17 protein-coding genes and 5 pseudogenes are annotated in these 26,084 nt (G+C 49.8%); 11 read left to right on the top strand and 11 right to left on the bottom strand.

Annotated features, from left to right (window positions below; genetic code table 11):
- Positions 1-266 precede the first annotated feature (266 nt).
- Positions 267-673: pseudogene (locus tag C0039_RS15535) on the top strand (transposase); the annotation flags it as partial.
- 385 nt (positions 674-1,058) lie between these two features.
- Positions 1,059-1,832: a tyrosine-type recombinase/integrase gene (locus C0039_RS15540; protein ID WP_101518598.1), complete on the top strand. Its 774-nt coding sequence runs from the start codon at positions 1,059-1,061 to the stop codon at positions 1,830-1,832.
- A gap of 46 nt (positions 1,833-1,878) precedes the next feature.
- Here the strand turns inward: C0039_RS15540 and C0039_RS15545 are convergent, their stop codons facing one another.
- Entirely contained in the window at positions 1,879-2,901 is a 1,023-nt protein-coding gene (locus tag C0039_RS15545; RefSeq protein ID WP_101518599.1) for a bacteriophage abortive infection AbiH family protein, read from the bottom strand.
- A gap of 345 nt (positions 2,902-3,246) precedes the next feature.
- Here C0039_RS15545 and C0039_RS15550 point away from each other — a divergent pair, with 345 nt between their 5' ends.
- Positions 3,247-4,170 (top strand): LysR substrate-binding domain-containing protein, encoded by a 924-nt coding sequence (locus C0039_RS15550; protein ID WP_243391636.1) that lies wholly within the window; start codon positions 3,247-3,249, stop codon positions 4,168-4,170.
- Between the two features lie 42 nt (positions 4,171-4,212).
- On the opposite strand, the gene C0039_RS15555 is transcribed toward C0039_RS15550, so the two are convergent.
- Together C0039_RS15555 and C0039_RS15560 are read right to left on the bottom strand one after the other, a co-directional pair.
- A complete protein-coding gene (locus C0039_RS15555) occupies positions 4,213-5,115 on the bottom strand; it encodes a TauD/TfdA dioxygenase family protein (RefSeq protein WP_101518601.1) in 903 nt (300 codons plus the stop codon).
- Positions 5,116-5,375: 260 nt separating this feature from the next.
- Positions 5,376-6,227 carry a 3-methyl-2-oxobutanoate hydroxymethyltransferase gene (locus C0039_RS15560; protein ID WP_101518602.1) on the bottom strand — a complete coding sequence of 284 codons (852 nt, stop codon included), beginning with the start codon at positions 6,225-6,227 and terminating at the stop codon, positions 5,376-5,378.
- Between the two features lie 339 nt (positions 6,228-6,566).
- Here C0039_RS15560 and C0039_RS15565 point away from each other — a divergent pair, with 339 nt between their 5' ends.
- Positions 6,567-7,745 (top strand): saccharopine dehydrogenase family protein, encoded by a 1,179-nt coding sequence (locus C0039_RS15565; protein ID WP_101518603.1) that lies wholly within the window; start codon positions 6,567-6,569, stop codon positions 7,743-7,745.
- 204 nt (positions 7,746-7,949) lie between these two features.
- On the opposite strand, the gene C0039_RS15570 is transcribed toward C0039_RS15565, so the two are convergent.
- The 3 genes from C0039_RS15570 to C0039_RS15580 all read right to left on the bottom strand — a co-directional run bounded on the left by C0039_RS15570 (position 7,950) and on the right by C0039_RS15580 (position 12,105).
- Positions 7,950-9,473, bottom strand: coding sequence for an arylsulfatase (locus tag C0039_RS15570; protein WP_101518604.1), 1,524 nt, complete (start codon positions 9,471-9,473; stop codon positions 7,950-7,952).
- 321 nt (positions 9,474-9,794) lie between these two features.
- Positions 9,795-10,334 carry a gamma carbonic anhydrase family protein gene (locus tag C0039_RS15575; protein ID WP_101518605.1) on the bottom strand — a complete coding sequence of 180 codons (540 nt, stop codon included), beginning with the start codon at positions 10,332-10,334 and terminating at the stop codon, positions 9,795-9,797.
- A gap of 70 nt (positions 10,335-10,404) precedes the next feature.
- Positions 10,405-12,105 carry an FAD-binding oxidoreductase gene (locus C0039_RS15580; protein WP_101518621.1) on the bottom strand — a complete coding sequence of 567 codons (1,701 nt, stop codon included), beginning with the start codon at positions 12,103-12,105 and terminating at the stop codon, positions 10,405-10,407.
- A 650-nt stretch (positions 12,106-12,755) separates the two neighbouring features.
- Between C0039_RS15580 and C0039_RS15585 the strand changes: the two genes are divergently transcribed.
- Positions 12,756-13,520, top strand: coding sequence for an FCD domain-containing protein (locus tag C0039_RS15585; protein ID WP_101518606.1), 765 nt, complete (start codon positions 12,756-12,758; stop codon positions 13,518-13,520).
- 20 nt (positions 13,521-13,540) lie between these two features.
- On the opposite strand, the gene C0039_RS15590 is transcribed toward C0039_RS15585, so the two are convergent.
- Positions 13,541-14,515, bottom strand: a complete 975-nt coding sequence (locus tag C0039_RS15590) for a LysR substrate-binding domain-containing protein (RefSeq protein ID WP_101518607.1) — start codon at positions 14,513-14,515, stop codon at positions 13,541-13,543.
- Between the two features lie 189 nt (positions 14,516-14,704).
- Here C0039_RS15590 and C0039_RS21345 point away from each other — a divergent pair.
- The 6 genes and pseudogenes from C0039_RS21345 (at position 14,705) to C0039_RS15615 (ending at position 20,184) form a co-directional block, all read left to right on the top strand.
- Positions 14,705-15,337, top strand: a pseudogene (locus C0039_RS21345) (pyruvate formate lyase family protein).
- Positions 15,256-15,528, top strand: a pseudogene (locus C0039_RS15600) (AMP-binding enzyme); the annotation flags it as partial. The pseudogenes C0039_RS21345 and C0039_RS15600, both read left to right, overlap by 82 nt.
- Positions 15,529-15,664: 136 nt before the next feature.
- Positions 15,665-17,356: a class I adenylate-forming enzyme family protein gene (locus C0039_RS15605; protein WP_101518608.1), complete on the top strand. Its 1,692-nt coding sequence runs from the start codon at positions 15,665-15,667 to the stop codon at positions 17,354-17,356.
- A gap of 109 nt (positions 17,357-17,465) precedes the next feature.
- Entirely contained in the window at positions 17,466-17,891 is a 426-nt protein-coding gene (locus C0039_RS20950) for a hypothetical protein (protein WP_133126026.1), read from the top strand.
- A 295-nt stretch (positions 17,892-18,186) separates the two neighbouring features.
- A complete protein-coding gene (locus C0039_RS20955) occupies positions 18,187-18,798 on the top strand; it encodes an outer membrane protein assembly factor BamB family protein (protein ID WP_133126027.1) in 612 nt (203 codons plus the stop codon).
- A 63-nt stretch (positions 18,799-18,861) separates the two neighbouring features.
- The gene (locus C0039_RS15615; protein ID WP_480341218.1) at positions 18,862-20,184 is read left to right on the top strand and encodes a c-type cytochrome; all 1,323 of its coding nucleotides are present in this window, start codon (positions 18,862-18,864) and stop codon (positions 20,182-20,184) included.
- Between the two features lie 101 nt (positions 20,185-20,285).
- On the opposite strand, the gene C0039_RS15620 is transcribed toward C0039_RS15615, so the two are convergent.
- From C0039_RS15620 to C0039_RS15635, 4 genes and pseudogenes are all read right to left on the bottom strand, one after another.
- A complete protein-coding gene (locus C0039_RS15620; RefSeq protein WP_101518610.1) occupies positions 20,286-21,788 on the bottom strand; it encodes an MFS transporter in 1,503 nt (500 codons plus the stop codon).
- Between the two features lie 365 nt (positions 21,789-22,153).
- A complete protein-coding gene (locus C0039_RS15625) occupies positions 22,154-23,167 on the bottom strand; it encodes an AraC family transcriptional regulator (RefSeq protein ID WP_101518611.1) in 1,014 nt (337 codons plus the stop codon).
- Positions 23,168-23,552: 385 nt separating this feature from the next.
- A pseudogene (gene fghA / locus C0039_RS15630) lies at positions 23,553-24,384 on the bottom strand (S-formylglutathione hydrolase).
- Between the two features lie 11 nt (positions 24,385-24,395).
- A pseudogene (locus tag C0039_RS15635) lies at positions 24,396-25,496 on the bottom strand (S-(hydroxymethyl)glutathione dehydrogenase/class III alcohol dehydrogenase).
- Between the last annotated feature and the right edge of the window lie 588 nt (positions 25,497-26,084).

A 26,084-nucleotide genomic window follows, 5' to 3' on the forward strand; every position in this document is an offset into this window, starting at 1 on the left:
TTTTTCCCCAGGATCGCTTCAATATCAAGCAATCTTTGAACTGGTAATACCAGTTATATATTGAATTACAACCTAAAATATATACATAGCAGATAATAAATAGCGGCACATTCTTAAAGAGTAACTGGTAATACCTGTTGATTCGAAAAATAAAGCCGCGATACAAAGATGATCCGCGCCAGATTAAATGACCCTCTCCCAGGATTCCGATCCATCTAAAAGTAGAATTTCTGGCATGATGAACCCCTTGAGCAAGGACTCATGCGATGAAGAAATCGCGATACACGAAAGAGCAGATAGCGTTTGCGCTGAAGCAGGTTAAACTGTGTACGCCGGTAGCGGAGGTGTGTCGAAAGATGGGCGCATTAGACGCCACGCTGTACAACTGGCGCAAGAAGTATGGTGGATTAGGTCCATCGGAGTTGAAGCGCCTGAAGATGCTAGAGGCCGAAACGCCCGTCTGAAGCGTATGGTGGCGGACCTTAGCCTGGGCAAGGCGATGCTGCGCCAGCCGTTGCAGGTGGCGGGCTATCCAAACCAGATCTGGGGTATGGATTTCGTGTCCGATGCGCTGTTCGATGGCAGACGGCTGCGCATGCTAACGGTCATTGACCTGTATACGCGGGAATGTCTGGCCATCGCAGTTGGTCAACGGTTAACTGGCGAAGATGTGGCGAGAACCTGGGAAGTCCACTCGGGCATTGCCATCAACGATCACGTCTACCAGAAAGTCGTAGCCATAGTCTGAGTCACCGGCCAGGTCCTTAGGGCGCCATGTGTATGGGTGCTTGGCGCCAAAGCACTGTACGGCGTGGTGCCCAACCTCTCCCGATTGATTCTCCTGTGGATACGTGCCTTCCATACACCTTTCTCAAAATAGCCGAATGCAGCGTTTGTCTCTCTCGGTGTAAACTATCGAGATATCCCGTTCAGTTTATCTATCTATCTATCTGATTCGAAAGAAGAAATATTTGATGTTTCGCTAGCTGACTAGCCATAAGATCTAGTCTATAATCCGTTAAAAGGGCATTATTACGGATTACAAAGAGAGCCCCACCATGGCAAAGTCAGGCCAGGCACGTGTTCCCACTCCAGAAGAATGGCAACGGGTCTTTGAGGTAATCCAGGATCATCGCCATCCGGAGAAGAATACGGCGATCATGCAGATCAGCGCGAAGTTGGGATTGCGCGCCCAAGAGATCGCCCTGCTCCAGATCAAGGAAGTCGCCCGACTGAAAAAGTCACCACCCGGTTTTACGTTATTCAAGGTAATGACTCTGCCAGCATCCTACACCAAGGGCGCCAATGCCATGGGCCGATCGACACCCAAATATGTACGACGGACCGTGAGTTTCTCCGTCGAGGAATTTGACCAGGTCGTCGCGCAGATTGTTGATCTGGCCAAAGCCGGTGTGGAGATCGACCCAGAGCGCTTTTATCCGGCAGTTAAAAAACGTTCGGGTCAGTCTAGAGACTTACCACTCGTGGACGAAACACTGAGGGATGCTCTGACCGCCTACCTGGCCCTACGGTTGGAGAAGGATCCTGGCACCAAACCCACTGATCCTCTCTTCGTTACCCAGAAAGGCGGCCCCTACTCTCCCAACACCCTACAGGAACATATGGCCCTGATTCTGAGGGGCTGGGCCGGCATCGAAAAAGCCAGCTCCCACAGCGGCCGACGTTCCGTTATTACAGACATCATTCACAGGCAGAAGAAATCTTTAAAGGTGGCCCAAAAAGTCGCTGGTCATAAATCCGCCAGTACGACGGTGATTTATGACGAGCCGCCGGAAGAAGCCATCAGTGATGCCTTGAAAAATCTGTCATAGAGGAAGCGCGTTTACGCTCTTAGAACCTCCTCCCGAACAATTATCTTTATTGCCCATCTAGGTTAGCGGTATGTCTAAGCGGGCAATCAGGTCGTGCAAGGTTATAAAAAGCTCTCCTCGCTTTTTTAGACAGAAACTGCGCAACCTGGTATTCCAAGTTTGCCCTCTCCGTTTCTTCCTCATCATCGGTGGCAAAATAGGAGACATGGTACTCCACGTCGGAACCAAAGTGACCTGCATTTACCTGAAAGTAATGCATCTCAACGTCCGACAATGAGTGACCAATTATATACACACGCTTGACATCGCTTGCATATCGCAAGAAATGCCCCAGTTCGGGGATAACCGCTTCTGTTTTCTTGGCCGCCTCTTCGTAGAATCCATTTAGTAGTTCGTATGCACTCTCTAGCCTAAAATGTGCCGCGTTATTGTCATAATCACGCGTCATCGATGGAATTGGATTATCAAATCGCTGTGGTTCACGATCCCGTGCACCGTGTCCGAAAATGAGGTGGATACCAGACCAATCGATAATTTCACAAAGTCGATCAACACTGATGAATCCGTAGTATTCACCTCCAGGGGTATTGTGTATATAGAAGGTACTTTCACGATCTACCCCATATATGTGTTCAAGGGTTTTCGTGTAGTTAAAGGATATCGCGTAATCAACGTTCTCAATGCAGCTGAGCCTCTCGTCATTGGGGCCATCAATCTTATTTATCCAGTCTGCCATGTGGCTTTTCAGATCTCTAGTAAATGACGCAACCAACTGCTTACAAATACTTGAGAAATGTGCTGCAGCATGAAGGCCTCCCGAGTTATTCATCGGCCGATACATGTCCTCTGTTGCGCTGAGCTCCATTGCGTATTCAGCGATATCATGAATATCTAGAAGCGCGAGGTTATTCTCAAAGTCCTGCCATAGATCTGGTACGTCAATGAACCTTTCTAGTGCAGCTACCAGCTCTTTGTCTTTGGTGTATAGATAATCTCTGAAATGTTCATACCGAGTTTCACGGTCGTGAACGAGATCAAACCCCTTACCGATAATGATCAGATCACTCATGAGCTTCTTTTACTTAAACTTGTAGCGGTTTCAGGAGTAGTGACCGCCTTAATCGTAGAAAGTTAATAAAAAAATACAGGATAGTAGAGATGTCCGCAGAACGGTCAATAATGTGCATTATGTTAAATCGGAAATGACTCTCAAAAAATTGCCAATAACCTATCTTATGTTAAATTGGGCAGCTTCTTGTCGACCGCCACGGAGAGACCCGTAATATAGTAAGTTCGCTGCGAGAGGGTCGTTTCTGTAAAGTACTTACAATTGGAGAAGGTCTCTGCCCAATTGAAACGGTTTACCAGAGACAACGTAGAGTAAGAACATCATTTTACTGAGTGAAAAATGAGCATGCTGAGAAATCAGGACTTAAACTTACTTCCTATATTTGACGCTCTCGTACGAGAACGACAGTTGTCCAAGGCTGCTGAGGCACTCAGCATGAGTCAACCTGCAGTCAGCAACGCTCTCAAGAGGCTGAGATTGAGCTTCAAGGACGATTTGTTTGTTCGCACGCGGCAGGGGCTGGTGCCGACCGAGCGAGCATTGGAGTTACATACACTGATTGGGCCAGCTCTAAACCTGGTACAACGGAGCTTTGAAAGCGAGCTGTTTGATCCCATGATATCAGACAGGGTTATCAACATTTCGATAAACACTACTATGGAAACCCTCTTCCTCGCTGACTTCATTAAACCTCTGCGCCACGCAGCGCCTCAACTGAGGTTTCGATTTTATCCTGATTACCTTCCTGAAATCCCATCCAGGCTAAAGGATGGCAGGCTGAACTACGCGCTAGAGTACGTTCCTCTACCAGAGGACAAGTTCGACTCTGTTCTCTTATCTACAGACAAGCTCACGGTAATCTGCGCGAAAAACCATCCTACCCTTAAAGAGAAAATCAGCTTAGAGCAATACCAGTCGATGCCTCATGTGTCGGTCTCTCCTCGCGCGTACTCGGACCTTGGGGACAGCTCGCGAGACCTAACACCGGTTGAACGGATTCTCGGGGCCAATTTACCCATGCGAAACGTAGCCATGCATGTTGGCAGCATTCTCACCATTCCCTCAATAGTGGCAGCGACCGATCTGATAGCGACGGTGGGTTTGACTGTCGCCAAACCGTGGATCGATCGAGGGGAAGTGAAACAATTATCAGCACCATTCAAAACAGAAGAATATGCCATGAACCTGTACTGGCATAGAAGTCGGTCCAAAGACCCAGCTCATGTTTGGCTGACGCAACAATTCCAAGACTACACGGCCAAAATCTAACGAGTTTGACGCGATACGCCCGCCAATCGATGGCCTCGTAGCTTATACACCCATCGGGACACCTCCGGACACAATGGTCCGCAGCATTTCGCGACGATGTCCTTGGTAGTCCGCCATTGGGAGGTGCTGGACACAGCGATTGTCCCACATTGCCAGGGAGCCAGGCTCCCAGCGGAATCGGCAAAGATTCAGTGGGTTTTCGACAATCTTATTCTGAAGGGTTTCGAGCAGTAACTGCGACTCATGCAAATGCATGCCTTCAATAGCCAAACTGTAGATACCTGTAATGAAGAGCACCTTCTTACCGCTTTCGGGGTGTACGGTCACCATGGGGTGTGTCTTCAAGCGATTGGCATCTTCCCCGCCGGTTTTGACGTCCATGTTTTCCAGCACAGCTTCATAGAGATCTGCCATATGATCGCCATACCCAAACTTCGCGGAGTGAACGACATTAAGGGATTCGCAGATACCTTGCATTGTCGGTGACAATGACTCGTAGGCGTTATACAGGCTCGCAAAGAGCGTATCGCCACCATATTGAGGGATGTCTTTTCCAAAAAGTATAGTGTAAGAAGGTGGCTTATCCTGAAATGACCAGTCGCTATGCCAGGTTCCACCGAACACAACATTCGTGGACTCATCGGCTTCCTTTAGAAGGCGAAGAACGTTTGGATGCTCGTCCATTCCCTCAACAAATGGGTCTACACCAAATTCTCCGAAGTAGGTGGTAAAACGCTCCTGATCCTCTGGTGTGATATCCTGCCCCCGGAAGAAGATAGCGGAGTGGTCAGTGATCGCACACTTGATCTCCGCCATTTGTTCTTCCGTTGGATTGCGAAGATCCACGCCCGTGACAACTGCACCCAAGGCAGCACCATAAGGCGTAACTTCAATATGTTGATAGTCTCGTTTGACGGCGTTTGTTTCAGCCTTCGGTGAAAACATCTTCGCTCTCTCCCAAAATTAACATTGTACTTACAGTATGATCCTGACACGTGACTCAGTGAACGGAAAGCTCCATTCTAGATCAGCGCGCCTGCTTTTGAAGAGGCTGGAATCATCACAAACGCCAAAACATAAAACAAGCAAATATATTGTATGTGCTTCATTCGTGCCGTGAATGTTGAGGGCTCTATGGCTACCCTGAATCAACACGCCGGTTTCAGCACCCTACGGATTTCCATCTTGTAGTGACGGATAACCGCTCAAGATACTTTTTCCACTTCATTCATGAAGAGATCGAACTCATCATCGTCAATCTTAAAACCGTAATCAGTCGTGGGGAACGTGCCACCCACGACTTCGTTCCTGTAGGTCGTAACATGCTCAATACTCTCTTCATGGAACCGGGTGTACACTTTGGAGTGTTTTGGGATGTGAAAATTCTGGAGTCCTAGAGTATCCAGGTGCACCTGTACTTCACCATCACAGTCTGGACCGCTGCCTATACCGATGATAGGAATTCCGACCCTCTTGGTAATCTCCGCCGCTACCTTATAGGGCACACATTCAAGTTCGATCCAACAGGCGCCTGCCTCCTTTACCCTTTTAGCCTCTTCATAAATTCTGAGTGCGTCACGGGCGTTCTTACCTTGACACTTGAATCCACCAAACCAAGTAGTAAACCTTGGCATTAAACCTAGGTGTCCACCAACTGGTATGCCCTCCTGTGTCATTACCTCCATTTTTTGCAACTTTGTTTTACTAGCCCCCTGAATCCTTATGGCGTCGGCACCTGCCGCATACAAGGTCGCCGAATTTCTCAACGACTGTTCAACACCGCAGAACTCATCAGCGAATGGCGGGAGCATAAAAATGAAGGTATTTGGAGCACCGTTCCTGACACCTTCCAGCGCCAGCAGCGCATCTTCGAGCGTGTCATCGTTCGCCGATAATCTCCCTCGTACAAAGAAATTAATGAACGATCCAGCTGCACCGATCGCATCCAACCCGGCCAATTCACACGCTCGAGCATGGAAGTAGTCAAAAGAACTGCACATGGCTATTTTTCTCTGGCCCTTTAGTTCCTTGAGCGCTTTCACCGTGAGCTTAGACATAAGCGTTGACCTTCAACTAAGTTTATAAATGGACGAGATACAGAAAGCACCCCAACATCGCACCTTGCCTGACGCTTAACAATTCAATATTTCTTAAGATACATATTGGATATTTGAATAATCTGTCAGCGCATCGTATCTGGAATTTTCCTGACCGTTTTTCGAAACGATGAAATCACTGATTGACCCTGCCAGCACACAATCACAGTTCTTGTTGGACACCTTTAACTACTATGAAAGACCTATTTAAACTCGTGGCCAATTGCATTTACTAGAGAGACCTCCAGTGATAGGGTTTCGCTCCTACCTCTTTCCAACTGAATAGTAAGGACGACTGCCATGGCAATCCCAAACAAGTTCGACATCATCGTCTTTGGAGCAAGTGGTTATACCGGCAGGCTTGTTGCTGAGTATCTCCATTCACAGTATGGCGATGGCACAGATGGGGGGCTTGCATGGGCAATGTGCGGTCGCGATCTCGAAAAACTTAAAACCACCCGAGACGAATTGGGACTCTCTCCCAGCGTGCCTGTTCTAGAGGCTGATGCCAATGATCTCTCTTCGCTTAGAGAGATCGCATCAAAATGCAAGGTGGTGCTCACTACAGTTGGCCCATACCAACAATATGGTAGTGGGCTACTGGCAGCCTGCGCGGAGGTAGGTACTGACTACGTTGATCTATGTGGTGAGCCGCTTTGGATGCAGAGAATGATCAAGGAGTATGAGAAAGTAGCAGCAAAGAGCGGTGCTCGAATCGTCTTCTCCTGTGGCTTTGATTCTGTACCGTTTGACCTTGGCGTCTACTTCTTGCAACTGCACGCACTATCGCAATACTCTGAGCCCTTTTCGAGAGTCAGGGGAAGGGTCAGAAGCATGGAAGGTTCCTGGTCTGGGGGCACTCTCGCGAGCTTTAGATCCACCGTCTCAGTGGTTACCGAAGATCCACAGTTGCTCTCTAGCCTTGTGGATCCCTTCGCTTTTACTCCCGGCTATACTGGTGTCAGCCAGCCCCCGGGAAATCAGCCGCAATATGACGACGCTCTAGAGACGTGGACCGCCCCCTTTGTCATGGCTGTCATTAATACTAAAACCGTACATCGTTCCAACCATCTTCTTGATCGCATGTATGGGGAAGAGTTTGTTTACGACGAAATGTTTGTGACCGGACCTGGAGTGGAAGGTGAGCAATTAGCAAATGCAATGGCTGCTGATCAATCCATGGCAGAAGACAGCACACCACCAGGTCAAGGTCCTTCCCGCGAGGAACGAGAACGTGGTATGTACGATATCTTGTTTGCCGGGAACTCAGATAGTGGGCGTTCTGCGCAGATCAGCGTCCATGGCGACATGGATCCTGGTTACGGTTCGACTAGCAAAATGATCGCAGAATGTGCAGTCTGCCTGGCCAAAAATCCTGGCTTGGCCAGCGGCGGCATATGGACGCCCAGTGCGGCTATGGGGCTCGACCTGATCAAGCGACTTGAGGATAACGCTGGGTTGCGTTTCGTCATCGAGTGATGTGACTGATGCACTTCAAATTCTATCTCTGGCCCCGGTTATCGTATTCCGCCAGGTCCTGGCTCCACTTCCTACTAAGCGCACTCTCCGCTAGTCAGCGGGTTTACCGAGCAGATTTGATCACGCTCTACAACAAGACCTTATTTAGGGTCTGATCCCAAGGAGGTCTATTGAATTAATGCCTCTAACAAGCAGAGACTGCAATTATTTGCCACCTTGTATTGCTCTGTCTGCGGCCTCAATCATATTGAAACTAGGGGATTGTCGCTGCGGAAACTCTTCGAAAGTGGCAAGAAATTTTTGAATTTCCAGATAAAATAATCCTGTAACAGCCGGCAATAACTCGTCGTACCACTCTACGAAGTATCCACTGTCAATCTCTGCTCTCTCAAGCGGGTCCCTACGAAGATTGTATATGGCAGGCAATCTTCGCTGTGTATATGGTTCATTCCAAACATCAAAACCCACAGCTCGCTGCTGTGCAAACATCCCCTTCCAATCCCCAACTCGGACAGCTGATAACATTCCCCCATCCGTAAAGTAGAAAAACTCCTTCCGTGGCCCGGTAGCCTGGGCGCCTGTCAAGTGGGGGAGAAAGTTATAGCCATCAAGGTGCACCTTGTACTTCTTGCCGTTGGCAACGTATCCCTGAAGAAGCTTGTCCTTTATCTTAGGTTCTCCTACAGCGGCCAAAATGGTAGGTAACCAGTCGAGGTGTGACATCACTTGATTGGATATGCCGGGTTGAATCATTCTCGGCCAACTCACAATAGCAGGCACCCTGAAGCCCCCCTCCCAGGTCGTATTTTTTACGCCTCGGAACGGGGTCATACCACCATCTGGCCAATTATGAAGTTGTGCGCCATTGTCTGTGGAATAGAACACCAACGTGTTTTCAGTAATTCCCAACTCATCCAGCTTGTCCAAAAGAGCACCGACGTGACTGTCGTGTTCCTGCATACCATCGGCGTACACACCCTGCCCCGTCTTGTCCTTCCACTTGTCACTCAGATGGGTGACCGTGTGCATACGCGTTGAATTAAACCAAGCGAAGAACGGGACGCCCTTGGTATGCGAGTCGTCTATAAAGCGCAGCGTCTCAGCAAGGAACTCAGCATCTACACTTTCCATTCTCTTAATCGTCAGTGGTCCAGTATCCTCTACTTGGCCATCAGCGTATGATCGGACAACTCCTCGAGGACCGAACAGTTGTTTGTATAAGGGGCTCTTCGGGTAATCAGGATGCTCCGGTGCTTGTTCTGCATTCAAGTGATAAAGATTGCCGAAAAAAATATCGAATCCGTGTTCAGTGGGCAGAAACTCACTTCGATCCCCTAGGTGATTCTTGCCGAATTGTCCAGTGGCATAACCGAAGTTCTTTAACAACGCGGCGAGAGTCGGATCCTCTGGTTGTATACCGAGTAAGGAACCCGGCACACCTACTCGGGTAAGTCCGGTACGAACGGGATGTTGTCCCGTAATAAATGCAGATCGACCTGCTGTACAGCTTTGCTCTCCATAGTGATCTGTAAAACGGATCCCATGCTCGGCGATACGGTCTATATTGGGTGTCTGATAGCCCATTAAGCCATCGTTGTAAGCACTGATATTGAGCCATCCGATATCGTCACCCCAGATCACCAGGATGTTGGGCTTTGCTCCAGCCAGTACTGTACCGGGCAGTATCCAAAGTAACGAGGTGATGAGGCTTATTATAAGTCTGGTCATAATACGCATTTCCTCACTGGAGAGAGTAAAACGACTGCGAAGTTTGCTTATTCGCGGAATATGCATTCTCTCGAAGGATCTTATCGCAAGAGTCGCGGAGTAGTTCGTATGCATATAACGCCGTTGAGTTTCCCATATAACGCCATTCAGGAATATGACGATTTGACCCAAGAATTGATCCTTTAGGCCAGAGGAACTACCGCAGAGCCCTAAGACCTCCCGACATCGCGCAGGATAGCTCTATTACTGACTATCAGCCAAATGCTGGCACAGGCAGATTCAACCAGGTAAAATTCCCACAGATGTCACATTGCAACTGGTTTATTTTTCCAATTCAATGAGTTCCTGGTCACCCATGTTTTTAGAGTACTCTGCCGCTTTCTGTGCATAATCTTTAGCAGATTGTGATAACGACTCTTTCTGTGATTCAGAGAGAGGCTTTAGTACTTTTGCGGGCGAGCCCACAACCAGAGAGCCGTCTGGAATCACCATGCCCTCTGTCACCAGCGCATGTGCCCCAATCAAGCAGTGCTTTCCGATGACTGCACCGTTAAGCACGGTCGCATTAATGCCGATCAAGGTGAAGTCACCAACAGTACATCCGTGGACGGTCGCTTGATGACCCACCGTCACACTGTCGCCAACAATCAACGGAAAGCCAGGGTCGCAGTGTAAGACCGCCCCATCTTGTACGTTGGTGTTATCGCCCAAAGAGATTTTATCATTATCTGCACGCACCACGGCATTGAACCAACAACTCGAATTTTCTCCAAGTGTGATATCTCCAATGAGTATGGCGCCCGGCGCTACAAAACACTGTCCCCGTCTCTTGGGACGCGCGTTACCTAATTGTAAGATCATATGAATCACTCCCCTCGAGGTACGATTACAGTGTGTGGACTCCGACAAACAATCTGCTTACACAGCTCGACTAACTGTGCTTTTCCATTACTCCAGTCACTCCCACTCGCCTGTTTTCAGGGTCAATAAGCACTCCGGGGTTAAGAATGCCCTGAGGATCAAGAGCAGATTTTGCTGATGTCAGCGCTCCAAGAAATAGCTTAGGCATCTGTTTTTCGTATCCACTTCGATGATCTCTACCAACCGCATGGTGGTGAGTAATTGTTCCCCCTCTCTCAATTACTTGTTCATTCGCGACTTTCTTAAGCTCACACCAGCGGTCCAACAACTCCTTGAAATCTCCGGTTTTGGTGCCCACTGCTCCGAACGTTATGTACACGCTAGGGCCGTCGGGATAAACATGGGTAAATCGACAGGACACTCGCCCCGGGCGCCCGGTTACCGACTCTATTGCCTGCGCGATATCGGATTTGAGTCCGGTGTAGAACTCCGGCAGGCGTTCCCAGGTTATTGAGGTCTCGAATGTATCGGCTATGAGCCCATACTGCATCATTCTGTTCTTTAAGTAGGGTGCTCGGAAGAAGGCATTCTTCCACTTATCTGCTTCGGTACTCACAGCCTCCCGCTGAGCTTGGTCATTGCCGTCATTCTTGCGTTCTTTGTACACGATGCTATCGTCGTCGATCTGACCATTCTGAGACCTGGCAATAGTGATTGCTCTTTCCATTAATTCTCGTACCGGGTGATCTGCAGACTCAAACCCAAGCACGAGCACAGACAAGGGTTCACTCACAACACCATTCCCCAACGCTTCATCCTGGTCGAGAAGCCTGCAATTTGTAGGGAACAGGCCGGACTGTGAGATGAGTCTCACGGCTTCTGCAGCCTGAAAAAAATCTTCGAATGTAACAGAAGCCGTTGCCTTCCAAACCGGCAAGCTTTGTATGCGTACGGAGACTTCGGTGATGACACCCAGAATACCCTCTGAGCCTATCATCATACGATCGGGCGATGGTCCCGCGCCTGAACCAGGCAAACGGCGCGTCTCGATTACACCTGAGGGCGTCACCATCCGCACTGACTCAACGAGATCGTCAATGTGGGTGTAAAGGGTGGCAAAGTGCCCCCCTGCCCTAGTAGCTACCCAACCGCCGATGGTGGAGAACTGATAACTTTGGGGGAAATGTCGTAACGTAAAACCATGGGGCTTGAGGGCTTCATCAATATCCGGTCCAAGCATGCCGCCCTGTATCCGGGCCGTTCTACTGATTTCGTCGACCTCCAAAACCCTGTTAAATCTCTCCATATCCAGGCATATAGTGGCCGCATAGCCATCTCCTACGGCAGCCTCGATACCCCCGCAAACACTGGTGCCACCGCCAAAAGGTATGACTGCAACGTTGTATTCAGTTGCAAAGGAGAATATGTCCATGATATCCGCTTCCGTTTCCGGGAAGGCCACGATATCGGGTGGGTTCGGTACATCCCGCAACAGCATTCGGGCGGTATCTGCAAACGATTTCCCGTAGCTGTGTACAAGACGATCATAGTCTGAACTAGAGCAGATGCGCTCAATACTGGCCGGTGCGGTGATTCGAGGTGCCGGTAGAGCGAAATCCGTCACCTGCGGCTCCTCTGCCAATACAGCATCCGCATTCACTCCCTTCTTTACGAACAAGTCAATAGAGTCCTTTTCAGCATCACTCAGATCTTCATCAGCATAGCCCCAACCCCAAAACCGCAACTGTCGACGTAAGGATTTGGTATCCATGGTTGTCAAGTGCTTTCTCCCGCGTTCACTTCCGCATTTCATTGGTTCACGAATCTATTGTAGCCAGAGCTCCTTCACTACTTGGCTATCTGATCCACCAGCTCGATCCAGTTCTTCATTTGATTTAGCCTTGCGGTCGGTAGGACAATTCTATCGGGCGAAGGCATTACCCCGCACTATGTCCGGTGCCCGCCCCGCGAGTGACAATTGAGACTTCATACATCCGACAGAGCCTTATGACTTCTCTTAGCTGGCCAGCGGTGCCCGGCAGGACCACAAGCATAGACTCCTCGCAGTACACCGATAGCCCATCCCATTCATAAGGCTTCTCTGTTGCTTTGTCTGAAATCGCGAACCTCTCACCGACAATCTGCCGGAAGGCGACCTCTAGTACGGGTTTTTATCTCCGCTCACCTTCCCGCCTACCGGCAATGCGTGGTGGCCTGAACCGGGACTCCATCAGGATGTACTGCCTTTGACGTGGTTGGCTCATCCAAATCTGCTTTGTCCGCAGTCTAGACCTTAATCGGCGATAGACAACCCCTAATTCGTGTGGTAATACCAGTTTGTGTTTCCATGTATCAATTCAACATGTCTATTTGAATGACTGTACCAATAGTTTTTGATCATGTACTAACTGGTAATACCATATGATTAGCACCAACGACCCTTTCTATCAAGATGTCGCCAGGCAGTTGGAAGCGTTGATTCTAGATAGAACATTGCTCCCAGGGAGCAAAATCCCTTCCGAGCGCCAGTTGGCACAAAGACTTTCTGTATCGCGGCCGGTAGTGCGTGAAGCGCTGAAGGAGTTAAGAGGTAGGGGAATTATCGAGACTCGGCGTGGTCGGGGATCCTTTGTGTCAGAAATGTTACCCGCGGCATCCGATCAGTCGCCCCTTCGGCACCTATTTCGAGACCACTCAAGAGCCGTATACGATCTCCTGGAGGTCAGAGAGTTACTGGAGGGGCAATCCGCCTTCTACGCTGCTTTACGCCTGACGCCGGCTGACCGCCATCGTATATCTAAGGCCTATGAAGCAATGGACCATTCGACCTCGGGTGAGATTGACGTGAACATCGAAGCAAAAATGGATCACAACTTTCATCGAGCGATATCAGAAGCAACCCACAATCCCTTCCTGGCATACACGCTGCGTAGTTTGTCCGAACTACTTTTAGATTCTGTTATCACGTCAGTAAATAATCTCTATCATCGCCCGGAACAGCGAACGATGTTGAGTGTACAACACCGCTCAATTTTTGTGGCCATTATGGATCAGAAGCCAGATGAGGCGCGTGCCGCAGCAATTCTCCACATTCAGGAAATTCGAAAGAGCCTGCAAGCTATTGAAATGGAAAATCAACGGCTGGAGCGCGCTGGAAAGTGGGGACTAATAAAGGACAGACAATAGCTTGCCGATTCAGCGTAACTTTAGTTCCTCTGACCTCGAATGCTATTTTGGTGTTCAGCAAGCTCGTTGATAAACCACTGGTGAAATGGATCTTTAGACCGACTCTTATGCCAGTACAGACGAAACTCAAACCCTATATTGTTGAAAGGCGGATCGAAGCGCTGAAGCTCCCCAGATTCAACAAGAGGTAGAACTAATCGGCTAGACAGCGTGGCGATAAAGTCTGTCGTCGCGACAATCTCAGGAATAGCGAGCGAACTGGCCACCCTGAGACCAATATTTCTTGAAGGCAAATCACTTCCCACGATGTACTCAACGGGAGTCACTTCCCCTGCTGCTTGACCTGCAGAAAAGCTGGGGCGTGGGATCAGCGACACATGCGGAAGCGAAGTATATTGCTCCAGAGAGAGACTTCCCTTGATGCTTGGGTGATTTTTGGCGCAGATTACCGACAGGGTTTCGTCCGCAAAATGAGCCGAATCGAACTCATCGGATAAGATTGGCCCATACTCCAACGCATAATTCAAACGCCCATCTTTCAAACGCCCAGAAATGTCTGGAATATGGTCAGGATGGAACCGAATTCTAAGGTTTGGAGCGACCGGATGTAGTATTCCCAGCACATCAGGAGCGAAAACATACTCCGCTGCAATATCCATTGAGATATCCAGGGCCCTATCTGATGCTTCTGGACTAAAGGTTTGATCGTCAAACGTATGGCTGAGTGACTCGAGAACAGGTGCTATAGCCTCATGCAACTCCATTGCACGCTGGGTTGGCTTCAGCCCCCGTCTTGTCCTGACAAATAGATCATCCCTGAAGCTGATTCGGAGACGTTTCAATGCATTACTAACGGCAGGCTGGCTCATACACAACCGTTCCGCCGCTCTGGACAGCTGCTGCTCCTGCATCAATGCATCAAATATGGGCAAGAGATTCAAATCCTGGTTTCGAAGCACCGGCCACCTCTTATTCAAATTTCTGATAATACTCATATATATTATCTAATCGAATTAATATCAACTCCTTGTACTCTTCATAGTATGTGCTTCGTTTAAGGCGGGGCGATATGAAAGCAGCCATAGCTTTAAGATGGTGCTCGAGTCGCTCGCCTGAAGAAAGCTGTCGACGAGGCTATCTACGGTGGCTGCATCGAGCGCGCAGTGCTTTGGTCAGTGTATTACATGGATGAGGCCAACAAAGGGAAATCTACGGCCGTGCAGATAGCGGAGGCGACACGCCATGTCCTGGCTAACAAAACGGTGAAAATCTATCCTGACGAGTTGATTGTTGGCCACCTCACCGCCAAACGTGTCGCCGGCATCTGTTATCCGGAGTTGGGCGGTCTGGGCATAATGATTGGTGTCGACAAACTACCCACCCGCAAGGTCAATCCTCTCGAGATCAGCGAAGATGAGCAGGCAATACTCCAGTCATATATTCCATTCTGGAAGGACAAGAATATGGCTTATCTTGCCTTTGACGGGCAGAAAGAGCAGATGCGCTTTGTTAAGGAGCAGAGTGAAGCACTGCAATATCAATTGTAGGAAGCCGGTGGCATTGATCACCTCGCCCCCGGCTACGAGAAAATGATCAAACTGGGTGCCGAGGGCATCATCGCCGAGGTGGAGGCCTTCGAAGCACAAACTAACGATCCCTCCAAGCTGGACTTCCACCAGTCCGTGAAAATCTCAATGAATGCGCTGACAGAATTTGGTGACGGCTATGCGACTAGGGCATCTACTGTTACGTCACGCCGATGCAGGGTGTGGAAGCGACCGACGCGCTGCGAGACGAGCTGGTACAGCTGTGCGTGAAGGAAATCGGTCCCATCGCCAGGCCCGATATCATCCAGTGGGCCCCCGGCCTGCCCAAGACCTGCTCCGGCAAGATAAGACGCCGCATCCTGCGCAAGATCGCCGAGAACGAGCTGGACAGTCTCGGCGATACCAGCACCCTGGCAGACCCGTCGGTGGTGGATCAACTTGTCGCCAACAAGTTAGCTTGAACCTCAAAATGCAGGTGATTCTCGGTATATGATCAGATATATCAAAAATTTCGCATTAATGTCATGTATCGCTTAGCCCAGATCTTGATACCAATAGTCCTGACAATAATATGACAGTGAATGGGCAACAAGGACGATGAATCGACACGACGTGGTGGGAATGGTGACCTCCGAAAAGGCACCATGGGAGCTTCAGGAGGTTGAAGTCACGGGCGCCAGCCAAAAATGGTTTGTAAACGGCCCACAATCTCTCCGACAGCTCTATGAGGACAATCTCAGCGATGAGCCGTTCTATGCCTATGAAGACGAATGCTATACCTTTCATGAAATCTATCGAATGGCTGCAAGCCTGGCTCAACAGCTGCAGAGTCGATATGGCGTAAAACATGGGGACCGCGTTGCTATAGCGATGCGCAACTACCCGGAATGGCCCATTGCTCTTGAAGCCATAACGTCCATTGGCGCTATTGCGGTCGCGATTAACGCCTGGTGGCTGCCGGAAGAAATCGACTATGCGTTCAAGCTCACGGGCGTTACCGTGGTCATAGCGGACCAGGAGCGGATAGAACGTATATCCCACATTGCTCCGGAGTCTACTCCCGACATCATCGCCGTACGTGCAGCTCCGTCAGACTCGACCACTCCAATAGAGACATTGACGAGCTCCAACGACCCTATGCCATCGGTAGGTATTCACCCCGACGACAACGCGGTAATACTGTTTACATCCGGTTCAACTGGCCACCCCAAGGGGTCTGTATCTACTCACCGCAATATTCTAGCGGCGCTACTCTCGTGGGAGGTCGACTTCGTCACTCAATTCATAATGGAGAACGGAGAGTTTGATCAGGAGAAAATTGGAAGCGCAGCAAAATCTCAGAGTACCGCCTTACTGGCAATGCCGTTGTTCCACGTGAATGGACTGCACGCGGTGTTGCTAGCTGCCTTCCGTATGCAAAGGAAGATCATCTCCATGTACAAATGGGATGCTGCCACCGCTGCAGATATCATCGATAAGGAAGGCATATCGATCTTTGTTGGGACACCAGCGATGACCGGTGATTTAGTTGAGTATGCAAAACGATCACACAGAAATTTGGAAAGTTTACGCTCAACAGGTGGCGGAGGATCCGCGCGTGCTACGTCCCAGGTGAAGGACATTGGACAATCGCTAAAAAATGCGGCGCCTTTTACTGGCTGGGGAATGACCGAAACCAATTCGATTGGTACAGGTATTTACGGGGCGGACTACCTAAAAAATCCCAAATCGTCTGGAATGTGCTCTGCAGTACTGGAAATTTCAACGATCGATGAACAGGGCAGCTTTTTGCCTCCTGGTGATCGAGGTGAACTCGTCGTCAGGGGAACCTCCGTAATTCACGGATATTGGAATCAGCCCCAGGCCAACACAGAGTCATTTGTCGGAGAGTGGTTTCGAACTGGAGATGTTGCCTATATCAATGACGGGCATCTTTATGTAGTCGACCGTATCAAGCAACTCATTATTCGGGGTGGCGAAAACATAGGCTGCGGCGAGGTAGAAGACGCCCTGCTGGATCATCCTGAAGTGATAGAGGCCAGCGTTTATGGTGTGCCTGATGACCGTCTGGGAGAAACCGTTGCCGCAACGCTCTACATAAACGCGGATGCAAAGAAGGTCGCAATTTCTGACTACCTGCATTCGAGGCTAGCCAAATTCAAAGTTCCTGAGTACTTGAAACTGTGCACAAAGCAATTGCCCAGAATAGCATCCGGTAAGATCGACAAACGTCGTCTACGCCAAGAGCACATTGGCGATCTGGGTCTACCTTTTGACAGCCACCAATGAGCAGAACTGTCAAAAATTGAGCAGGCAAAACATTCTGCACAAAGTTGCGTCCTCATATACTCGCACCGAGAGCTGTAAAATAATATCAACCATATTAGAAAGTCCTACAATGAGTAGAAGCTGTTCTCTTTCCAAAACCGCCCTGTCACGCTCGGTCTTGCTCGCCAGTATTGTGGTCTCCGGCACGCTAACCGCCCCCAATCTAGCCAGTGCCCAATCGGGCCCAGTAGCCCTTGAGGAAGTTGTAGTTACGGCAACGAAGCGTAGCACCAGTCTCCAATATGTGCCGATAGCTATCACCGTCATGACGTCAGAAACCCTGGAGAATGCAGGGGTGAATGACATACTGGCACCTGAGCGAGTGGCACCCAGCTTCAATATCAATACATCTGACTCTGCGACGGGTGGCGTCGTACTCAGAGTCCGGGGTGTTGGCACCACGGGCAACAACATTGGATTTGAAGGTTCCGTCGGGGCTTTACCGGCGAACGCGCCCGAGGCCAGTTTGTCCGGGAGCCCAGGACATACGGCCTGACTTTGAGAAAAGACTTCTGATGGTACCTGCGGTACCATCCTCGCTTGCCCGGCTGATCTCAGCCGGGCTTTTTTACGTTCGGCCACCGGGTGTTACAGTGGGATGTGCCTAGTCCAGGAAAGTCTTAAATAAAGGCATTATTCAGGATCAATACGCTTCGCCGGCACACTTTGTTTTGATTCCATAAAGGCGCCAATCAATGTCTAGGTTGGCAATCTGATAGGAAATCGGAGTTACCTATGCGATATCGTCGTGGCTTGCGGCGGACGAACGGGCCTAACTGTGCACAGTACACATGACACTTCGGTTATCGCTGATTTGTGTCTTTGCAACAAGTTTTTCGATGAAACTATGGGCAAGTTCTAAGTCACCCTCATCAGTGGGTATTGAAAAGGCTACACGCAATATAGACACGGCTCGGATAGCTTCCCCATCAGAAAGTAATTGGCTCAGTTACGGGCTTGATTATGATGAGCAACGATATAGCCGCCTGGCCCAGATAGACAGCGACAACATCACCGACCTTGGCCTTGATTGGCGCTACGACCCAGAAGTACCTAAGGAGTGGGGGAAAATGGCCTGCTGCGACATCGAGAATCGAGGCGTGGCCATTTACCAGGGTAAGGAGTTTGTCGGCACGTTAGACGCCCGCCTTTTGCCTCTCGAGGCTTCAACCGGCAGGGTGCTATGGGACGTAAAGACAGCAGACACATCCGAATACCCGTACACCATAAATGGAGCACCCAGAGCCGCAAAGGGCAAAGTATTCATCGGGAATGGAGGTGCAGAGATCGGTGCCAGGGAATTTGTCAGCGCATACGATGCAGATTCAGGCGAATTGGCGTGGCGCTTCTATACGGTGCCTGGCAATCCCGAAATTGGTCAGCAAAGCGAGGCAATTAAATAGGCAGCATTTACATGGACGGGAGAGTGGTGGAAAGCCGGTGGCGGTGGCACGGTCTGGGATTCTATCGTTTATGACGCTGATCTGGATCAACTCTATATAGGTGTTGGAAACGGGTCTCCCTGGGACAGGCGGGTAAGAAGTCCGCAGGGAGGCGACAATCTGTTCCTCTCGTCGTTAGTTGCACTTGATCCAGATACAGGCACATATATTTGGCATTTTCAGGAGACCCCCGCTGAGAGATGGGATTACACGGCCACTCAGCCCATCATGCTAGCAGAGATGAACTGGCAAGGTATGGTGCGCCGGGTAATATGGCTCGCTCCAGAAAATGGCTTTTTCTTTATTATTGATCGGGAAACAGTGCAGCTACTGTCCGCCGAACCCTTCGCAGAAGTAACCTGGGCTAGTCACTATAACCTGGCTACTGGCCGGCCAGTGGAAGTGCCCGGAATGGATTATTCTACCGAATCACAGTTCGTCGCGCCCTCTCCCTATGGGGCTCACAACTGGCACCCCATGTCCCATCATCCTGAAACAGGGCTGGTGTACATACCCACACTAGAGATCGACTATCTTTTTGAAGGCAACTCCAAGCCTCACCAATGGGGCCAATGGAACACGAATACCACCTACTCTGCCGATCTTATGGGAGATGATGCGCAGGACCAAAAAGACATCAGGCAGGCTGCCAGGGGCTTCTTAACGGCCTGGAATCCGCGTGACCAAAAAGCTGCCTGGCGCGTGCACCGTGACCTTGCGTGGAATGGCGGCACGCTCTCGACTGCCGGCGACCTTGTCTTTCAGGGCCGAGGGGATGGATACTTTGAAGCTCTTGATGCCCGTTCCGGGGCGTCACTGTGGACATTTCCAACCCAGGCGGGGATTGTAGGATCCCCGATGACTTATGCTATCGACGGCGAGCAGTATGTAGCGGTGACCGTAGGTTGGGGTGGGATTTTGGGTCAAACCTATGGACTGGATCTTGGCTCAGGGCTCCAGCCTCCTCCCAGTCGAGTTCTGGCCTTCAAGATGGGCGCGGACCACGAACTGCCTCCGCTCAAGCCCGCCAGGAAACGACCAAAGCCGCCACCCAGAGTGACGGATGATATGAGTATCCTCAGCCAAGGCGCAGCTGTCTACGCGGAATATTGTCAACGATGTCACGGACAGTTTGCCGTCAGTAACGGCCGTATTCCTGACTTGCGGCGCAGTGCTGAAACCGTCTACAGCGCCTTCAATGTTATTGTGCTTGACGGTGGCTTAGAACAGCTGGGAATGCCGGCGTTTAAGGACGTACTGTCGTCGGACGACGCTCTATCACTTAAGGCATACCTGATCGATGCAGCGAATGATGACTGGGAGCAGCGACCCGTAAGTGCACAGTAAATCGCCCCCAGAGGCAGGGCAGGTGCTGGCTCGGATCAGATCTGGAAAATCGAGGCATCCATACGGGTTCCGATATATACCGATTAGCCAGTCCACCGGAACTACGCTGCTGATTCCCCTAGTTGTCTGGACCTCAGAGCAGCTTGGACTTCCCTGCTCCGTTCTCGGCTGACACTCAATCGAGAGACCATCCACAAGGGAATGACCAGGATAATTGTCATTACAGGGCCAATCACGATACCAATGGAGGTAAGGATTGATTCCGGCACAGCTCCGGGAGCCATCGTTGCCTCAAGGCCAACGATATCCAGAAAGGGACCCACAAAAATATAGCCAAATCCCATCACAAATTTCTCAGCAAAGGCCGCTACTGCAAATAGCACACCTTCTTGTCGACGTCCGGTGCGAAGTTCATGCTCGTCAGCAATGTCAGCCAGAATGGAGTGGTGTGAAATCGTGCGGAGTATGGAAAGAAAGGTATTAATTGTTCCCTGAATATATAGAAGCGCAAATAGAAAGAGCGTCCCGTTTTCAGGCGCCCAGTCCGTCATTCTGGCGACAATCAGCCAGGGAGTATTGATAATAAAGCCGATTACGGCAAATTTCAGGATAGTTTGTTTCTCCCAACGTTCAGATAGGTACTTCGTCGCTGGAAAGATAAGTCCTGCGGCCACCAGAGAGCCCGTCGAAAGAACAGACAGTTCGCCGACACTGACCTCCCAGTAGTACGTCATCGTAACCATAAACAACGCTGCGGTTATTCCAAAGGTGGCGCCAACACAGAGGTCCAGTACGATGAGCCTTCTGAAATTACTGTCATGGAAAGTCTCGATTGCGTCACGAAGTACACCCATCGCGCCTGGCGTTGGCCGGTGGCGGTTGCCGACGGCGATAAGATGTGGGATGAAGCGCCAAGTTCCTCTTATACAAGCAAAGCAGAAGATAATCACAATAACGCAGCACACCCATCCGTACCGCGTATAGTTTTCAACAATGAAACGGCCATCTTGATCGTCCGTGCCAGCAAAAAGAAGAGGCAACGCAATAACTGGAAGTAACATGCCTGCGATCCAGGCGATGTTAGTTCTAAAGCTAACGATTGACGTACGTTCAGCATAGTCGTCGGTAATCTCTGCTCCCATTGCACCAAGAGGAATCCAGATCATCGTAAGAAAGGTTCTCAATATAACTACAGAGACCAGCAACCAAGCGAACAAAGGCCATTGTGTGCCCTGTACAGCTTCGATGGGATTAAAGAGCATGACAAAGGAAAGTCCAAAGGGTATGGTCCCAGCGATTAACATTGGGTGGCGCCGGCCCAATCTGGTGCGCAAGCGGTCAGACCATGATCCGATCAATGGATCCGATACAGCGTCCCAAATAACACTGATGAATATCGCCAAGCCAGTCAACGTACCCGACAACCCCAACACCTGTTTGTAGAAGAGAAGAACAAACATGTTAAACGTGACATTCTTCACGGCGAGCGCCATGCTCCCGCCTCCGTAAAGGAACTTCTCCATAGTAGTGATATGATTGCTTCCCGGTCCCGCTACGGGCTGTGTACTCGCAGAAGCAGCAGTAATATTTACGTTTTGGCTCATCGCAATTTTTGCACCTTCATCGGAGACTCAATCCCATTACGCAGGGAGTACCTCCAGCTCGTTATAGTTATTACTAGCGACGTGTCTACTGCTTGATACTTGTATTTGACGCTATCTGAAACGTGCAGACAGTGTACCTTTGAATTCTGACGAACTTCGCTGGTTTCTTATTCCATCGTCGGAGGTATTGCACAGTCGCGTCCCATTGTCCGGCGTGCGCCAACAAGGGTGAATGACCGAAATGGTCAAATCGTGACTTAATTGGTCACCTTCAAAAATAGTCATGCCAGTTGAAACTGACCGACCTAAGGTGATGTCTCGACATCACATGGATTCGAGAAAAAAACTCCTAAACTGAGGAGCACTTACGTAAGTTTCTGCCGCTGTTGCTTACGCCATGTTCCTGGTGCTACTCCTTCCCTTCGCTTGAACGATCGAACAAAACTTGCCGCCTCGGAGAATCCCAACATATCAGCTACTGCGTTGACTGTTTTTTTTGAGCTCAAAAGCATCACACAGGCTAAAGAATGTAATGTTTCGGCTCTCACTTCCCTGAAGGTTGTGCCCTCCTCCCGCATCCGGCGCCGTAATGTACTACTCGAGATCCCCAGGGTCTCAGAAACCGTCTCCTCACTGTGATTGACCTTAGGAGAAAATGATATGAGATCATGAACTCGATTGGAAAAAGAAGACCGTCTTTGATCCACTATTCCTTGAAGTTCAATCTTAGCACGTTGGTACGCCCACTTATCAGACATTCTCAGAGGTTCAAGGAAAAGCGTGTTTTCAAATGAAATAGAGTACACATCCGAATCAAACTGTACCGGGCATCCAAAAAATTCAGCATAAAATGGTGCATCGTTGGGAGCTTCAATCATACAAGTAACCTGGGTAGGTACTATGTCTCTGCCAAGCATTTCAGTAAACCACACTTTTAGAGAAGCGAGCCCGCGGATCGCGCAAAAGTGTTGGCATGCGGCCGGCAGCGCATGGGGTAATATCAAAAACTCGACTGATCGCTCATGCGGTTGGGCGGCGACTTCGCATGTCCACAAAGAAATTGAATGATAATCAGCTGACACTTGCAGTGCGTGAAAAATATTGCGGCTCGAAAGCATTGCATATCCGAGCGTGCCTAATGTCGTTATGTGTACTCTACTCGCCGCGGTGAGTGCCAATGAAAATCGCTCATGCCTCTCGACGAGTCTCTCAATATAGGCCAACTCCTGCCACAGAAAAATTTCAGCATTGGGCTGGTATATACTGTCTCGATCTACGTCAATCTCTGCCAGCAGCTGATCGACCGGCAGCTTGGCCTCCTCGGACAGGTCCAAGAGTACTCTGAAAGCCGAAGCGTCACGCTTAGCATCTCGATCCATATCTGTTTACCCGTGATTTTATTGTTCTAATGATGCCGTGGCTTTCCGTTGTAGCATTCGAAAGATAGCTTATTTTCTATATACGGGAAGACTACCTGAAAACCAGCAACCGATGGTAATTGACATTTAATGATTATAGATCGAATCCCACCGCCAGTGAATCATGGATTATGTCTCTATACATCGAGAGAAGTTCAATAGATATCAGATTCGAGGGATGAATTTACAATTCCGGGAGTCTGGAGGTAGGAGAAACCTCGCCCGGACCATCTGTCTGTTGCAAGCGATACCTTTTGAGTCTGGTGTACATCCATGCCGGGGAAGGTGGCCAATAGTACCCTATCTAGCATTTAGTGAAGACAAGAAACCGTACATTTCTGATTAACTACATATAGTTAGCATGGAAATCAATGTGCTCACCTATAAATGAAGCAACAAAATAATAGCCGTGATCGTAACCACCTCTCATCCTCACGGTGGCGGGGTAATCATGCTCTCTTAATGCTGAATGTAGTTCATTCAACCGCAGTTGCTCTTCTAGAAACTCGTCCTCATCACCCTGATCAATGAGGAGCGGTATGCGTTCCTCTGAGGTCGCCACGAGTTTGGTGGAGTCATATTGACGCCAAGTGGTGCGATCAGGCCCAAGATAATTATTGAATGCTTTCTCACCCCAGGAACAATCCATAGGATTACAAATGGGGGCCATCGCTGACACTGAGCGGAATCGTCCCGGATTTTCAGAGCAATCGTAATTGCGCCATGGCCGCCCATCGAATGTCCAAATATACTCTGGCGCGCTGAGTCAATTGGCAGTTGATTCACAATAAGAGTACTGAACTCATCAACAACATAGTCATACATATGATAATTTTTCTGCCAAGGTAGCTGTGTTGCGTTCAGGTAGAATCCGGCGGACAAGCCGAAATCGTAAGCACCATCGGGGTCGTCAGGAACGCCTTCTCCCCTTGGGCTGGTATCAGGAGTCACGATGGCGATGCCGCGTTCGGCAGCATAGCGCTGGGCACCCGCCAAAATGGGAAGGTGTTGTCTCTGCCTGTCAATCCGGAAAGCCAGATCAAAAAAGGCACCTTAGTCTTTTCAGCTGCGGGGGGCAGGTAGACACCGAAGGACATCGTACAATTCAGGGCTTCAGAGTCATGCCGATACCGGATCTGGCGGCCACCAAAGCAGGTACTACTTTCAATCTGTCTCATGTCCCTGGCCATCAGTAGGTAATAACTGAGCGAATACCATCGCCCTCGTGCATCAAGTCAAACGCTGTATTGATCTTCTCCAGGGGCAGCGTGCGAGTAATCAACACATCGATATCAATTTTTCCGTCCATGTACCAGTCTACAATTCTCGGTACATCCGTGCGCCCTCGAGCTCCCCCAAACATGGTGCCCTTCCAGGTACGACCATAAAGCAGATGATATGGGTGGCCTGTGAACTCGTTGCCGTCTACTCCAATGATACAGCTTTCCCCCCATCCAATGTGACACGCGTTCATCGCCTGTCGCATGGCATCAACATTGCCGATGCACTCGAAGGTATAATCGAGCCCTCCTCAGGTCATTTCTCTCAAATGCCCCGCTACATCGTCCACGTCTCTGGGGTTGACAAAGTCTGTCATCCCGAACTGTGTCGCGAGATCAGCTTTGGCTGGATTGATGTCCACGCCGATGATCCGACCTACCCCTGCCATTTTCGCACCCTGAATCACATTAAGCCCGATGCCCCCCAAACCCCAGACGGTGACACTGGCGCCAGCCTCAACTTTCATTGTAAATATGACAGCACCGATGCCGGTTGTTGCTCCGCAGCCGATGTAGCAGACTTTGTCCAATGGAGCGTCCTTACGGATTTTGGCCAAAGCAATCTCAGGTACGACGGTAAAGTTGGAAAAGGTGGAACATCCCATATAGTGATAGACAGGGCGCCCTTCAAAGGAAAATCGACTAGACTGGTCGGGCATCACTCCTCTAGCCTGTGTTTCCATCAACGCACTACACAAGTTTGTTTTCGGATGTAAGCAAAGATCACACTCCCTACACTCAGGTGTATAAAGTGGAATAACATGGTCGCCTGGCTTTAGGCCATGGACATTTCTGCCGACTTCCCTCACTACTCCGGCGCCCTCGTGGCCTAAGACCACTGGAAAGTACCCGCCAGGATTTCTCCCGTCCAGTGTATAGGCATCGGTATGGCAGACTCCCGACGCTACTATTTCGACCAGGACCTCACCTTCTCTGGGACCCGCCAGGTCAAGCTCGACAATCTCAAGCGGTTTGTTTGCCTCAAACGCCACAGCAGCCTTAGTTTTCATGGACAGTATCCAAGTCATAGTGCAAAGTGCGGGGGAGCTCTTGGCAATCACCCCTGAAATTTTTATGCGTAAAGGTCAAGTGCTCAACATCACACTGAAATCCTCTGTCTGGATTGATTCGTCATCGCCTTATATTGACAATTGTTACGAACGAGTCAGTGCATTTACTAGCCGACATTTTCGATAGCTACTTGACTCAGTGGAATGACATGTTTGGTCAAATAATGGCATTTTCGACCTTCGGATATTTTCTGCCTTGACCGGCTCCCAGGAATCTGGGGCCCTTCACAAATGAGAATTTTCACCCAATGCACTACCCAAATGCAGGGGAAAGGTCAGTTCTACACAGACCGGTTTTGACGCTAGGCTAGAAGAACAGATCTGTTGTAGCAGGATCTGTGGGCGTACCTTCGCACCAGACAGGACAGTAGGATCAGGTACTCTGTAGTCAATCGTGTATGGTATTAGCCTGAACTCGACTGACCAGAGATGGAACTCTTCCGAGAGTTTCGCTCAGTTCAACACCAAGCACCGCTACAACTCAGAACAGATTGAGATAACTGTTATTGAAGTAGGCCTGCGAACCGC

Source organism: Pseudohalioglobus lutimaris (genome assembly GCF_002866825.1).
GTDB lineage: Bacteria > Pseudomonadota > Gammaproteobacteria > Pseudomonadales > Halieaceae > Halioglobus > Halioglobus lutimaris.